Annotated in this window: 16 protein-coding genes and 1 other annotated feature; of the genes, 14 read left to right on the forward strand and 2 right to left on the reverse strand. The window is 36.7% G+C overall.

All coding sequences use genetic code 11. The features are described from left to right. Positions 1–190 precede the first annotated feature (190 nt). The 10 genes from JOC48_RS12380 to pheA all read left to right on the forward strand — a co-directional run bounded on the left by JOC48_RS12380 (position 191) and on the right by pheA (position 8120). Positions 191–961, forward strand: a complete 771-nt coding sequence (locus tag JOC48_RS12380; protein ID WP_204500151.1) for a M23 family metallopeptidase — start codon at positions 191–193, stop codon at positions 959–961. Continuing rightward, positions 948–1814 carry a M50 family metallopeptidase gene (locus JOC48_RS12385; protein ID WP_204500152.1) on the forward strand — a complete coding sequence of 289 codons (867 nt, stop codon included), beginning with the start codon at positions 948–950 and terminating at the stop codon, positions 1812–1814. Before JOC48_RS12380 ends, JOC48_RS12385 begins: the two co-directional genes overlap by 14 nt. A gap of 16 nt (positions 1815–1830) precedes the next feature. After that, positions 1831–3291: an Rne/Rng family ribonuclease gene (locus JOC48_RS12390; RefSeq protein ID WP_204500153.1), complete on the forward strand. Its 1461-nt coding sequence runs from the start codon at positions 1831–1833 to the stop codon at positions 3289–3291. A gap of 36 nt (positions 3292–3327) precedes the next feature. Further along, positions 3328–3401 (forward strand) — a sequence feature (ribosomal protein L21 leader region). 15 nt (positions 3402–3416) lie between these two features. Next, positions 3417–3725 (forward strand): 50S ribosomal protein L21, encoded by a 309-nt coding sequence (gene rplU, locus JOC48_RS12395; RefSeq protein ID WP_204500171.1) that lies wholly within the window; start codon positions 3417–3419, stop codon positions 3723–3725. Positions 3726–3737: 12 nt separating this feature from the next. Then, complete coding sequence (locus JOC48_RS12400) at positions 3738–4070, forward strand: ribosomal-processing cysteine protease Prp (protein ID WP_204500154.1); 333 nt, start codon at positions 3738–3740, stop codon at positions 4068–4070. Positions 4071–4084: 14 nt separating this feature from the next. Beyond that, positions 4085–4375, forward strand: coding sequence for a 50S ribosomal protein L27 (gene rpmA, locus JOC48_RS12405; protein ID WP_204500155.1), 291 nt, complete (start codon positions 4085–4087; stop codon positions 4373–4375). A gap of 465 nt (positions 4376–4840) precedes the next feature. Then, the gene (locus JOC48_RS12410; RefSeq protein WP_239584350.1) at positions 4841–5380 is read left to right on the forward strand and encodes a Spo0B domain-containing protein; all 540 of its coding nucleotides are present in this window, start codon (positions 4841–4843) and stop codon (positions 5378–5380) included. Positions 5381–5395: 15 nt separating this feature from the next. Beyond that, on the forward strand, positions 5396–6676 hold the full coding sequence (gene obgE, locus JOC48_RS12415) for a GTPase ObgE (RefSeq protein WP_204500157.1): 1281 nt from the start codon (positions 5396–5398) through the stop codon (positions 6674–6676). A 105-nt stretch (positions 6677–6781) separates the two neighbouring features. After that, entirely contained in the window at positions 6782–7231 is a 450-nt protein-coding gene (locus JOC48_RS12420) for an ACT domain-containing protein (RefSeq protein ID WP_204500158.1), read from the forward strand. Positions 7232–7247: 16 nt separating this feature from the next. Next, complete coding sequence (gene pheA / locus JOC48_RS12425; protein ID WP_204500160.1) at positions 7248–8120, forward strand: prephenate dehydratase; 873 nt, start codon at positions 7248–7250, stop codon at positions 8118–8120. A gap of 49 nt (positions 8121–8169) precedes the next feature. Here pheA and JOC48_RS12430 read toward each other — a convergent pair whose 3' ends face one another. Both JOC48_RS12430 and JOC48_RS12435 read right to left on the reverse strand, forming a co-directional pair. Beyond that, a complete protein-coding gene (locus JOC48_RS12430; protein ID WP_204500161.1) occupies positions 8170–8706 on the reverse strand; it encodes a transcription repressor NadR in 537 nt (178 codons plus the stop codon). Next, positions 8699–9835, reverse strand: a complete 1137-nt coding sequence (locus JOC48_RS12435; protein WP_204500162.1) for an IscS subfamily cysteine desulfurase — start codon at positions 9833–9835, stop codon at positions 8699–8701. The genes JOC48_RS12430 and JOC48_RS12435 overlap by 8 nt, the downstream gene beginning before the upstream one ends. Positions 9836–10018: 183 nt before the next feature. Here JOC48_RS12435 and nadB point away from each other — a divergent pair, with 183 nt between their 5' ends. From nadB to safA, 4 genes are all read left to right on the forward strand, one after another. After that, positions 10019–11599: an L-aspartate oxidase gene (nadB, locus tag JOC48_RS12440; protein WP_338024300.1), complete on the forward strand. Its 1581-nt coding sequence runs from the start codon at positions 10019–10021 to the stop codon at positions 11597–11599. Continuing rightward, positions 11596–12444, forward strand: coding sequence for a carboxylating nicotinate-nucleotide diphosphorylase (gene nadC, locus JOC48_RS12445; RefSeq protein WP_204500164.1), 849 nt, complete (start codon positions 11596–11598; stop codon positions 12442–12444). The genes nadB and nadC overlap by 4 nt, the downstream gene beginning before the upstream one ends. Beyond that, positions 12441–13547, forward strand: a complete 1107-nt coding sequence (gene nadA, locus JOC48_RS12450) for a quinolinate synthase NadA (RefSeq protein ID WP_204500165.1) — start codon at positions 12441–12443, stop codon at positions 13545–13547. Before nadC ends, nadA begins: the two co-directional genes overlap by 4 nt. A 216-nt stretch (positions 13548–13763) precedes the next feature. Then, a partial coding sequence (gene safA, locus JOC48_RS12455) for a SafA/ExsA family spore coat assembly protein (protein WP_204500166.1) occupies positions 13764–14794 on the forward strand: 1031 nt, incomplete at its 3' end.

Consider the following 14794-nt stretch of genomic DNA (forward strand, 5'->3'; position numbering starts at 1 on the left):
TCAAGAAAAGGAGGTTTTTCTATTACACTTTTAGAATTTAGAAGTTTTGTTGGTTGAAAGTATAAGTAAAACAATTGGACATATCAAAACTTCAATTATTCTCTATCTACTTTCTTATGTTTCTTTGAATATCTTTCATTTTTACTTCATAGACTTGTACAAATATAACGTGAAGGAAAGTGAAGTGTATATGAGAAGAGACATTTATAAGGTACGAAAAAGTATTGCAAAAAGAAAAAGAGAAAAATCATTAACAAGCAATATGAGTGTTCCCAAAAAGAGCTTCGTTAACCATGTCTTTCCTCAAGACGAAGAGAAGCACGGCTATATGCCTATTTCCGAATCGGTAAGTTCTAGCAAAAGCATGAAGGATACATTTGTTGCATCCTTTTTAATGAAGAGCATCTTAGCAGCAGTCCTTTTTTTTGGTGTAGCTATATTCATGCGTATGGAAGGAGAATGGCTAAATACACCAAAACAATGGACAAGCAATGCATTAACGGAAGAGTTTCCGTTTGCTACTGTGAACGCATGGTATCAAAAGAAATTTGGATCAACATTAGCACTTACTCCTAACAACGGACAAAATAGCGAGAATCCAGCAACACTACCGGTCAATGGTACAGTTAGTCAGTCATTTGAAATGAATGGTGAAGGAATAATGATAAAGGCAGAAGGGGCAACGAAAGTTACCGCTGTAGAACAAGGTACGGTAATTTTTGCTGGGAATGATTCCAAAACAAATAAAACAGTTGTTATTCAACATCCAGATCGGAGTAAAACAATTTATGGAAATTTATCATCTATTCATGTACATCACTATCAGTTTGTAGCAAGCAATGCTATTATCGGTGAATTTGAACCGTCAGAAGCTAATGCTAGTAATGTTTATTTTGCTATTGAAAAGGACAATCAATATCTTGATCCAGTAAAGGTGATGCAAGTTGATGAGCGTCCTTAAGCTATTACCACCTTTATATATACATCCAGTCTTAGGCTTTTTTATTCTTATATCCATATTGACAGGGACATTTGTTGAATTAAGTTTTATTTTTTTAATTGTTATGTTTCATGAATTTGGCCATTATGTAGTTGCTAGATATTTCAGATGGAGAATAAGGAGAATTAATCTTTGGATTTTTGGAGGGGTCATGGAAACAGAAGAACATACAAGTAAGCCTATGAAACAAGAGCTTCTCATTACATTGGCGGGACCAGTTCAGCATATTTGGATTCACTTTCTTCTACTTTATTGTGCAGGAACCGGCTTTCTATCCCCCTCCATTACTGAATTAGCATTACAATTCAATATAACCATTCTGATTTTTAACTTATTGCCAATATGGCCATTAGACGGTGGTAAACTTCTAATGCTTTTTTTATCATCGTTTCTCCCTTATAAAACCGCACATTCAGCTATGATAATCTGTTCCGTTCTTTGCTTGTTGTGTACAACTAGTTTATTTTTTCTTTTTTATACCTATTCTATGAGTACATTACTGCTACTGGGTTTTATCTTATGGGAAAATAGACTAGAATGGAAACGAAGGTATTATACGTTTATTCGCTTTTTATTGAATAGACAAATATATCTTAAAGAAATAAAAAGAGTTAGCCCGATCGTGGTTCATCCAGATCTTCCGCTTCGAAAAGTTTTTGCTTATTTCAGACGGAATTATCGTCATGACATTCATGTGAAAGACAATTGGAATAGTCGGTCTTTAAAAATTGATGAGGAAGATTGTTTGCGTACATACTTTCGTTTGAAGCAGTACGAAATCACTGTAGGGGAAATGACACGGTTACGGTATTAGAAAAGAGTGATGAAAGATGGTTTCCATTTATATCCAATCTCAAACAACGGAACGTGTTGCGATTATAGAAGAAGAAAAGCAAATAAAGGAATTAGTGATTGACCGGCCTGGTGTAAGGAATCAGGTCGGAAATATTTATTTTGGGAAAGTAAATTCAATTGAAAAGGGATTGCAAGCAGCTTTTATTGATATAGGTAATGAGAAGCTTGGTTTTTTGCAGAAGAAGGAAATACCAAGTGCTCGAGATGATAGCAATCCACCTATCGAATCACTGATAACAGAAGGACAGACAATCGTTGTTCAAATTATTAAAGATGCCTATGGTGAGAAAGGGCCACGTTTAACAGCGAATATCACGATTCCTGGGATAGATATTATATATTTGCCATTTGGTAATTATGTTGCAGCATCACGGAAGCTATCAGATGATGACCGTGGTCGTTTAAGTACGTATGTGAGTCGAATAAAGATTTTACAAGAGGGAGCAATTATTCGAACATCTGCAAAAAATCGTCCTGAGAAGGAAGTTGAACAAGAATTCATTAGCCTTCGAACACGTTGGCAAGAACTCGAAAAACAAAATAAAAGTAAGAAAGTCCCTTGTTGCCTTTTAGAGGATAAAACAGTTCCGGATCGAATCGTACGTAAATTTCCTCCATCATTGATTAAGACCATTTATATCGATGATTTATCACTTGCTAATTACGTTCGAAAAACTTATCCAAATGTTAAAGAAAAAGTTAAGTGGCTGAATGATATTGAAAAACAATTGCCATATAGCATATATCGGTTAATGGAGGAGGTAGTTGCTCCAAAGGTCGTCACTTCTAAAGGGGTAGAAATTATTATTGAGCAAACAGAAGCAATGACGATTATCGATGTAAATACTGCTACTTTTGCAGGAAGGTCAAACAAAGAACAGACCCTTGCAAAAGCGAATATACACGCAGCCGTTGAAATAGCGAAACAAGTCAGATTAAGGAATCTATCAGGCATTATTATCATTGACTTTATTAGCATGAAAATGGAAAGCCATCGAAAGAATATTATTGCAACTTTAAAAAAGGCATTCGCCAATGACCCTATCCGATCTGAAATATATGGATTTACAAAGCTTGGCTTACTTGAGATGACAAGGAAACGAGAATTGGATACATTGCCTAATTTATTATTGGATAAAGACCAGAGTAAACAAAAATTTTCAAGGATTACGGAAGCTTATTTATTAGAGAGGGAGCTGTTAAGCTATCGTGGAAGTAATGTAGAAGCAATGCTTATAGAGATAAATCCTAAACTTTACCAAGTTTTTTTTCAATCCATATCCATAAAAAATGTAAAAGAGAAAGTTGGACAGGAAGTGTATATGGTAAAAGCGAAAGGGATTGAGTCGTACCGTGTAAAATTGGCGGGTAGTATTGCTTTGATAAATGAGCAAGTATCTAGAATTTCTAGCGACGCTATTGACAAAGTTTTTTAATTTATGGTAATATTAATCCGTTATTTGTAGTAGCACCCGTTACTACAACCGCACAGAACAGGTTATTAAGCTATAATTATAGCACCTGTATGGCGAGTCTTAGTCTTAGAGGAGGTGCATATAGTATGTACGCTATTATTGAAACTGGTGGTAAGCAAGTGAAAGTTGAAGAAGGCCAAGCTATCTTTGTAGAAAAACTTGATGGATTTGCTGGGGATTCAGTAACTTTCGATAAAGTGCTTGTTGTTGGAGGAGAAGATGTAAAAGTCGGCTCTCCGTACGTTGATGGTGCTTCAGTAACTGCTAAAGTTGAGAAGCAAGGCCGTCAGAAGAAAGTAACTGTTTTCAAATATAAGCCAAAGAAAAACTACCATCGTAAACAAGGTCATCGTCAGCCGTATACCAAACTTACAATTGAAAAAATTAATGCGTAAGGTTAGTACAGAATGATAAAAGTGACAGTTTACCGTAGTGATGGCAATATATATGGTTTTGAACTGAGTGGTCATGCAAACAGTGTGTCTGAAGGATATGATTTAGTCTGCGCTGGTGTCTCAGCCGTTTCATTTGGTTCTGTCAATGCTATTATTAAGCTTTGTGATATTGATCCAATCATTGAGCAAGCTGGTAATGAAGGCGGGTACTTAAGAATGGAACTTCCTGAAGGCTTAACAGATGAAATTCAGAAGAAAACAGCAATCATACTTGAGGGTATGTTGGTGTCTTTGGAGACCATTGAACGTGATTATGGTTCCTATATATCCATCTACGAAAAATAAGGAGGTGCGAACCAATGCTACGTCTAGATTTACAGTTTTTCGCGACGAAAAAAGGTCAAGGTAGTACAAAAAACGGTCGTGACTCAGAAGCAAAGCGCTTAGGTGCGAAGCGTGCTGATGGACAATTTGTTTCAGGTGGATCTATTCTTTACCGTCAACGCGGAACAAAGATCTATCCGGGAGAAAATGTTGGCCGTGGTGGTGATGATACACTATTTGCAAAAACAGATGGTGTTGTAAAGTTTGAGCGTTTAGGACGCGACCGTAAAAAAGTTAGCGTGTATCCAGTAGCTCAAGAAGCTTAATGAAAAAACTTAAAGGACTCTAGCCTTTGTGGTTAGAGTTCTTTTTAATTTTATAGGAAATTATAAAATGTCTGGTTTGTGGTTAAATGGTGTAGGTTAGCGACGTCCAGCTCCAGCGCCCAGCGACTAGTGAGACTTCCCTCACCTCCGTACGATAATTCAACATCGGTTCCAACTTAAGGAAGGCCGACTAAAACCGGGCTTTGCGCCCAACGTCGGCATACCCCTATGAAGGGGCATGTTTCCTTTATCTCCTGCGGTTCTGTCCAGTCCATACGTCACTACCAGGGCGCTTGCGCTTTTGTTCTTTAATTGTTTTCGTAATTGTTCAACAATTTTGTTATTATTAATTATGTCATCCTTTTAGAGGTTTGAACGTGCACTTTAAGAGGACACTTCAAACAAAAAATTTTTACAGTATACAACGCTATAATTTTTTTCAAACATAGGGGGCAGTGTCAATTGATGAAGGAAGAGGATATGATTGATCTTTTGCGCCACTACCGGCATGATTGGTTGAATGAAGTTCAATTATTAATGGGCTATTCATCTATGGGGAAGTTGGACAAAGTACAAGATAAATTAAAGGAAGTCATAGAAGGGGCAAACAAAGAACGTAATTTAGATCGTTTATCTATTCCTAAAACTGCTATTTGGCTTATTAGTTTTAATTGGAGATATGATAACTTTCGAATGGATTATCAAGTGGAGACAAACAATAACCTTGCATCCTATGACGATCAAATACATAATCAACTAGAAAGACTAATAAAATTATTTTCTTCACAAAGTGATGAGATGGAACTTTATCATGTCAAGATTGTTATTAAGGAAAGTACCAATAAAAAAGGAGCAACAGAATTAGTGCTCTCGATAAGCGGAACTTTTTCACACATAGAAATTTTAGAAAAAGAATTAGTAGAAAATCAACAACTACATAAAGTAAACCTATCTCCATTATCGAATAAAAAAATCCAATGTACAATGACGTATATTTGCAACTAAAGAGGTGTTCTACGCATGTTTGTTGATCAAGTCAAAGTTTATGTAAAAGCAGGCGATGGTGGCAATGGGCTTGTTGCCTATCGAAGAGAAAAATATGTACCGATGGGTGGACCAGCAGGGGGTGACGGTGGTAACGGTGGTGATGTCATTTTCGAAGTTGATGAAGGCTTGAATACGTTGATGGACTTTCGCTATAAAAAACACTTTAAAGCCACCCGTGGTGAGAATGGAATGAGTAAAGGTCAGCACGGCAAAAATGCTGAGCCTTTAATATTATCTGTTCCACCTGGTACAACGGTACGTGATGATGATACTGGTGAAGTTATTGCTGATTTAATTGAACATAAACAACAAGCTATTATAGCTAAAGGCGGGCGTGGTGGACGAGGCAATATTCGGTTTGCTACTCCACGAAATCCTGCCCCTGAAATCGCTGAAAACGGGGAACCAGGTTCTGAAAGGAATATTCAAATTGAATTAAAATTAATAGCTGATGTTGGGTTAGTTGGCTTTCCAAGTGTAGGAAAATCAACCTTGCTTTCTGTTGTCAGTGCAGCCAGGCCAAAGGTTGCAGATTATCATTTTACGACGTTAGCTCCTAATTTAGGAGTAGTCGAGACAGAAGACCAACGTAGTTTTGTGTTAGCCGATTTACCTGGGCTAATTGAAGGTGCTCATGAAGGTATCGGCTTAGGACATCAGTTTTTAAGGCATGTAGAGCGCACACGAATTATCGTTCATGTTATTGATATGGCCGGAACAGAGGGGAGAGATCCTTACAACGATTATGTTACGATTAATAAAGAATTAAGGGAATACGACGAATTACTGATGCAGCGTCCACAAATTATTGTTGCTAATAAAATGGATATTCCAGGATCAGAGGAACAGTTAACACAATTCAAGGAACAATTGACAGATGATTTCCCTGTATATCCAGTATCTACCGTTACCAAGCAAGGATTAAGGGAATTACTATTTGCAATTGCAGATAAACTAGAAACAATTCCTAAAGATACAACTCCAATAGAACAAAAAGAGGAACGAGTCGTTTATCGTCACCATCAAGAAAAAGATGACTTCCATATTACAAGAGATCCAGATGGAGCTTACGTCCTTTCTGGTGATAAGCTAGAAAAGCTATTTAAGATGACAGACTTTAATAGAGACGAGTCGATCCAGAGATTTTCACGTCAATTAAGAGGGATGGGGATAGATGATGCACTTCGTGATAGAGGTGCCAAAGATGGGGATACCGTCCGTTTATTAGACTATGAATTTGAATTTGTTGAGTAGGTATAGTGGAAGATTGTGTTAAGGACGTCTTTTTGGCTAGTTTCTCTTTAGCAAAAAGACGTTGTTAACGACATCATTCGATCGTTTGTTTAAAGGGGAGTACAAATGGAAAAAAAAGATGAGAAGTTTTATTTAATCCGTAGTGATTTTTTGTCCGAATCAATGCGAAAAACAATAGAAGCTAAGGAACTACTCGAACGAGGAAAAGTAGACTCGATAGCGGAAGCTGTAAAGCAATTGAATTTATCACGAAGCGCATTTTATAAATATAGAGATGCTGTCTTTCCTTTCCAAAAGATGGTTAAAGAAAAAATGATCACACTTTTTTTTCACCTAGAAGATCGAACAGGGACTTTGTCTAAATTACTTGCAACTGTAGCTGGTGCAGGTGGAAATATTTTAACCATTCATCAAACGATTCCACTACAAGGGAAAGCAAACGTGACCATTTCATTAAATACAGCTGGAATGGCAATAAGTATAGATACATTGTTGCAAGAATTGACACAATTAGACTTTGTAGATAAAGTAGAAATCTTAAGTACAGGGGCTTAGACAGGGGGAGAAATAGATGAAACACAGAATTGGTTACCTAGGACCTAAAGGAACTTTTACAAAAGTAGCAGTAGATGCCCTTTTTAACGGAGAGGATAAAGTAAGCTACAAAACAATTCCTGAGTGTATTGATGCAGTTGACCAAGGAAATATAAATTATGGTGTACTACCATTGGAGAATGCATTAGAAGGATCCGTCAACTTAACGATTGACTATATTATTCAAAAAAAACGACTAAAAATAATTAGTGAGATTATTGTTCCGATTCGACAGCACTTAATGGTTCATCCATCAAATCAAACAAGCTGGGAAGACCTAAATTGTGTGTATTCCCATCCGCATGCCATTGCCCAATGCCATCGATTCCTTCATACAGAAATGAAGCATGCAAAAACGGAATATTTGTCTTCTACTGGTGCAGCTGCTGATTATGTTAGTCAACATGAGGAGCTTAACATTGGAGCAATTGGTAATCATTTAGCAGCAGAGGAATATGGCTTATCTATCGTGAAACGGGATATTCATGATTTCCAAAATAATCATACTCGTTTTGTTGTATTGCATAAAGGCGATTCAGAGCATTATTCAAAAAGGCTGGAAGTGAAGGGGTACAAAACAACATTAATGATTACGTTACCTTCTGATGATCATCCTGGTGCACTTCATCAGGTGTTGTCTGCGTTTGCTTGGCGAAATTTAAACTTGTCAAAAATAGAGTCAAGACCGATGAAAACAGGGTTAGGTAACTATTTTTTCTTAGTTGACATTGAGCAAAAAATTGATAATATTCTAATTCCCAATGCCATTCAGGAGTTGGAAACACTAGGATGTACAGTAGAAATTCTCGGTAGCTATCCGTATTTTTTATATAATGGCTTATCCATTTAAGGACGGCAAAAAAGAGGTCCATTCTCATACAAATGGAGGGAATGGACCTTTATGATTCAATGATAATTCCTGCACGATCAAGAGCATTAAAAGCCAAATCTAACTTTTCTTCAGTATCTGCAGTTATTGTGTGTAAGTGAATACCACCTGTTAATTGTAAAAGATATGGAGAATTTGTTTCTTTAATTCTTTGAATAAATTGATCTACCTCTTTGCGATTACTTACCATAATGGATGCCTCTAAATCCCCATATACAGGATGTTCGATAAAAACGTTTTTAACGGTAACCCCATGATCAACAACTAGTTCTAGTTCTTTTCTAGTTTCTTCTGGTGTGTGTTTACAAGCAATCACTCGTTCGAATTGCTTTGGTTTATTTTGTTTCATATACATATACCCCTGACTTGTAGCCAGAATTGGTTCATTTCTAGCCTTTAACAAAGAGATATCTTGAACAATTACCTGTCTACTGACATTCGTTCTATCTGCAAGTTCTCCACCAGTCATTGGTGTATTGCTTTCTTTTAGCCATTTTAAAATAAGCTCCTTTCGATCCTTACCTAATACTTTATCTTTCTTACACATTGGTTGTTAGTCCTTTCTTTTGGTTTGATTGGATAATGGACTCACATACGTTAACAACTCTATCCATTTGTTCACTAGTTGTTTGTTTTCCTAGTGATAGACGAATAAATTGTTTGGCTCGCTCTGGAGATTTTCCAATTGCCAATAATGTTTTTGACGGTTCCTGTTGTCCAACTGTACAGGCACTACCTGTTGATACTGCAATTCCATTCCGGTTAAACTCCAGCATCGAATAGTCCCCTTGCATGTTATTTACAAATAAACCAATAATGTTAGGTAATTGCTGGTTACATTGAATGATTTCAACGTTTAATCTGCGTTTTTTAATCTGATCAACAAATTGTTGTCGAATTCGTGATAATCGTTGTTGCTCCTGCTCCATATTATGTGTTTCCTGTTGTGAAGCTGATACAAATGCAGCAATGCCTGGGACATCCATGGTGCCTGGACGAATGTTAGAAATGTATTTAGATAGGTTTAATGAGGGATGAAGATATATTGCTCCTACACCTTTAGGTCCATAAATCTTATGGCTAGATATAGAAACACTATCTAAATAAAAGGATTCTACCTGAATAGGTAATTTACAAAAAGTTTGGACACAATCACTGTGAAATAAAATTCCCTTGTTATGAAGCAGCTGTCCAATTTCCTCAAGAGGCTGAACCGCTCCGATTTCAGAATTAGCATGTTGAATAGAAACCAACACTGTTTCGTCGCAGATAGATTCGTTGAGCTGATGAATATTTACTACCCCGGTTTGATCTACCGGTAAATAGGTAATCTCATATCCACAATCGGTTTTTAAGTAATCAAAATAATTGATTAAGGATGAATGTTCCATTCTAGTTGTAATAATATGATTACCTTTAGCGTTCGCAGCATGTAACAACGATTTAACTGCTAATACATTCGATTCAGACCCGCCACTAGTGAAAAAAATCCCTCTTGATTGACCATGTATTAGTTTTGCAAGCTCTTCTTTACACTGCTCTAAAAGGGCTTTAGAAGTAGTACCTGCATCATGTAAACTATTGGAATTACCGAAGAAGCGTTGTGAAACTTCTGTATATACTTGTAATGCATGTTCATTCATTGGAGTAGTTGCCGCGTAATCTAAGTATATCATGATACTTTTCCTTTCTTTTAACAAAAGTTTTTTACAGAGGTTGTTCAAAAAAGTCACCAAATGATAAGCTAATTTACCGACTTATTGAACACGCACTTATATTGTTATCATAACATTTTAAAAAAAGTCTTGTCATCTATATAGTTATGTGTAAATATAGGTGTAAAGACACTTAGGTTAGGTGTGATTACAATCGAAAAAGAAAATGTTGTTATTATTGGAAGTGGTTTGGCTGCATTAACGATAGCTGAAAGACTTTCTGGAGATAAAAATGTGATTGTTTTAACAAAGTCAACGATACACCGAAGTAATTCTGTTAAGGCTCAAGGAGGAATTGCCGCATCTGTTGGGGAAGGCGATCACTGGGAAAGCCACTATCAGGATACGATGACTGCAGGGTGTTTTTTCAATGAAGAACAAGCAGTAGAAGTATTAGTGAAAAAAGGCCCACATTATATTAAAAAACTAATGGACCGAGGTCTTCCATTTGATAAAAATGCTAAAGGTGAACTGTTGTTAGGTAAAGAGGGCGCACACATGCATCGAAGAATTTTGCATGCTGGTGGAGATGCAACTGGAAATGTACTAATGGATTTTTTAATCAAGCATTTACAAATATCAGTAATAGAAGGTGAAAATGTCCTTGATTTAATCATGGATGGAACGAAATGTGTTGGTGTTATAACAAGCAATAAAAATGGTAATCTGAACTACTATACTGCAGACCATGTTATTTTGGCGACGGGTGGTTGTGGAGGTTTGTATCAAGTTACATCAAACGACTCAACTACTGCCGGTGATGGAATTGCACTAGCTTATCGAGCGGGTGCTGAATTAAACGATTTAGAATTTATGCAATTTCATCCAACAATGCTTTATACCAATAATCGGTGCTATGGTCTTGTGTCAGAAGCTGTTCGTGGTGAAGGGGCAGTTCTTAAAACGAAGGATGGGAAGCCAATTATGGAAAGGGTGCATCCTTTGAAAGATTTAGCACCAAGAGATATTGTTGCAAGGGAAATTCAAACGTATTTAAACAATGGAGAAACTATTTATCTGGATATATCGATGATTGAAGATTTTCAGCAAAAATTCCCCACGATTACATCGATATGTGAAAAAGCTAACATATTCATTGAAAATGGATTACTACCAGTGGCTCCGGGTGCTCACTTTTTAATGGGAGGAGTGAAAACAAATTTGTATGGAGAGACAAATGTTGAGGGACTTTACGCAATTGGAGAAGTTGCATGTAATGGTGTACACGGTGCAAATAGATTAGCTAGTAACTCATTATTAGAGGGGATTGTTTTTTCTAATTTACTAGCTGACCGGTTGCTTTCTTTTCCAGGTCAATCGAACACGATAAAACAAAGAGTTGAACAAAAATCAAACCCAAGCAGAAACCATCTAGAATTACCATCAAAAGAAGAAATACAAGAAGTTATGACGAGATATGTTGGTATCGAACGTTCGCGTGAAGGGCTTTTATTTGCTAAACAGTGGATGGAACGCTTTAATTTTCAACAGTTTAATCAAAAACATATATCCGACTACACAAATGAACAACTAGAAAAAATAAATCAGCTTACTAGCTGTTGGTTAATCATAACCTCTGCTTTAATGAGAACGGAAAGTCGAGGAGGACACTATCGCAGCGATTATCCTAAGACTAACGATTTGGAGTGGGGGGCGAGGCATATTATCCGACATAAAAACGAAAATCGAAATAAAAGTTTGCAAATGACTGGAGTGGAATCATGAATCACTTAAAAATAAGGGAGCATTTACAACAATTTTTATTAGAGGATATCGGAGATCGCGATATTACGACTGAAACCATATTCCCTGAGGGGTTACAAGGGGAAGGAGAATTCATCGCTAAAGAGGAAGGAATTCTTTCTGGCTCGCAAATTATTAAAGAGGTTTACCATTTACTTGATCCATCCATTGACATCACTGTAGATATAATGGATGGAGATGTTCTTCAAAAGGGTGATAGGATTGCAACTGTGTCAGGAAATGTTCGTTCGATATTATCCGGGGAAAGAATTATATTAAATTTAATGCAACGGATGAGTGGTATTGCTACGATGACGAACGAAGCAGTTAAAGAATTAAATAGTCCAAAAACAAAAATATGTGATACTCGAAAAACGACACCAGGACTTAGAACATTTGAAAAATATGCTGTCACTTGTGGTGGAGGATATAACCACCGTTTTGGGCTATACGATGGTGTCATGATCAAAGATAACCACATTGCTTTTTGTGGTTCCATAACAACAGCTGTACAAAAAGTGAGACAGCAGCTTGGTCATATGGTGAAGATAGAGGTTGAAACGGAGAGTAAACAACAGGTTTTGGAGGCTGTAGAAGCAGGGGCAGATGTGATTATGTTAGATAATCGAACACCTGAGGAAGTATTTGAAATGGTGCAACTAATTCCAGGTACGATTATTTCAGAGGCATCAGGGAATATATCGCTTGAAACAATTTCACAATATCGAGAGTGCAATGTAGATTATATATCTATGGGATCTTTAACCCATTCAACAAAATCATTAGATATCAGCTTTAATGTAAAAAATCAGGGGGGAGAAAAATGAATATTTTAGAGATGTTAAATACGGATTCAAATCAAATGCCTGAGCATTACAAAGATTTATCCATAGAAGAAATGGAGAATCGTGTGCGTAAAATTAAGAAAAAATTTGGTGAACGATTATTTATTCCAGGACACCATTATCAAAAAGATGAAGTCATTCAGTTTGCAGATGCTACAGGGGATTCTTTACAGCTTGCACAAATATCTGCTCAGAATAAAGCTGCAGAATTCATCGTCTTTTGTGGTGTTCATTTTATGGCAGAAACTGCTGACATTTTAACGCAAGATAATCAAAAGGTTATTTTACCAGATATGCGTGCAGGGTGTTCAATGGCAGATATGGCTGATATCGACCAGACAGAACGTAGCTGGGAAATCATTCAGCAAACGTTTGGAGATACAGTTCTTCCTTTAACTTATGTTAATTCGACAGCAGCAATAAAATCTTTTGTTGGAAAATATGGTGGCGCTACAGTTACATCTTCCAATGCAAAAGATATGGTACAGTGGGCCTTTACACAAAAAGAAAGAATCCTATTTTTACCTGACCAGCATTTAGGGCGTAATACCGCATATGATTTAGGCGTACCATTGGACAAAATGGCTATTTGGAATCCTCATACGGATAACTTTGAATATGAGGGAAATATTGAAGAAGTAAAGGTAATTCTGTGGAAAGGACATTGTTCTGTCCACGAGAATTTTACAGTGAAAAATGTAGAAAACATTAGAAAACAGCAACCTGACATGAATATATTAGTGCATCCAGAATGTAGTAGAGAAGTAGTAGCTCTTTCTGATTATGCTGGTTCAACCAAATATATTATTGATACAATTGAAAAAGCTCCAGCAGGCAGTAAATGGGCAATTGGTACAGAAATGAACTTAGTTAACAGATTAATAAACAATCACCGGGATAAGGAAATCGTGTCATTAAATCCTTACATGTGCCCTTGTTTAACGATGAACAGAATAGATTTACCACATTTATTATGGACACTTGAGGAATTAGACAAGGATAATGTCATCAATCAAATTGTTGTTGATAATCAGACAACAGATTATGCGATCCTTGCGTTAAATCGCATGTTAAAGCAATCCTAAAATTGAATCATTCATTCACGATAAGCAAAGAGATTTCTATTTCATCTCTTTGCTTTTTTGCACGTTAAGAAAGCATAAAATTTTAAGGAATGAAGTATAAGAAAATGTTGGGCTTTTTTAATTTTTTATTCAACATTTTGGGTAATTCGCATATGTTGATATTGACTTACTATGTTGTCTGACTATATTAATTACGAACAGAAGGGAGTTCCAATTGTGAAAATACATGTAGTGCAACAAGGCGAGACTTTATGGAAAATTGCACAAAAATACGGTGTTGATTTCGAAGAGTTAAAGAAGTTAAATAGTCATTTATCTAATCCAGATATGATCATGCCTGGAATGAAAATCAAAATTCCATCTTCAACAAAACAGGTGAAGAAGGAGGAACAAAAACCTGTTGACAAATTGAAAAAAGAAGATAAACCAAAAGATTACTCAAAAAAGAAGGAACAGCCATTAGATAAGGGAATGAAAAAAATCCCTACAACCGACAAAAAAAAGGAAAAAAAAGAAAAAGAGGATACAAAACCTTTGTTTCAAGATACGAAAGGTAAATCAATTCCAGAAATAAAAGAAGATGATTATAAAAAACCAAAAAAAGGAAAAGAAAAATTACCAAAAAAACCATTAGACTTACCAAAAATGCCAATGATGGAACATTATATGGAGGAATCTCCAGATAAAGCTGATATCCCACAAGTTCCTCATTTTACAAAGGAAAAAGAATTTCATCATCATACACAAACTCAACCTACTGTACCAATTCAACCGACATTTCCATCAAATCACCAGGCAATGCCGCATCATCAAGCAACATTTCCAGCTCATCATCAACCAATGATGCCTGTTAATTATCCATCCATGCCATATTGTGTCCCAACAAATCCTGTACCTTATCCAGTTCATCATCACGCAGGTTACAATAATAATGCTTATGCGCAACCAGGTGCAAACAACGTTCCAATTAATGAGGATGAACTAATGGAATCATCCAGCATGGAAATGCCTGAAATGCCTACACATTTACAAGGTATGTACGAAGGTATGGATTCTCAAGGATATGCGCCAATACCAGGAGCGCCAGGTCAAGGATATTGGCCAACACCAGGAGCGCCAGGTCAAGGATATTGGCCAACACCAGGAGCACCAGGTCAAGGATATGGGCAGACTCCGGGAGCACAGGGTCAAGGATATTGGCCAGCACCAGGAGGACCAGGCCAAGGATATGGGCAGACTCCGGGAGC

Origin of the sequence: Aquibacillus albus, assembly GCF_016908325.1 — a bacterium.
Taxonomy (GTDB): domain Bacteria; phylum Bacillota; class Bacilli; order Bacillales; family Amphibacillaceae; genus Aquibacillus_A; species Aquibacillus_A albus.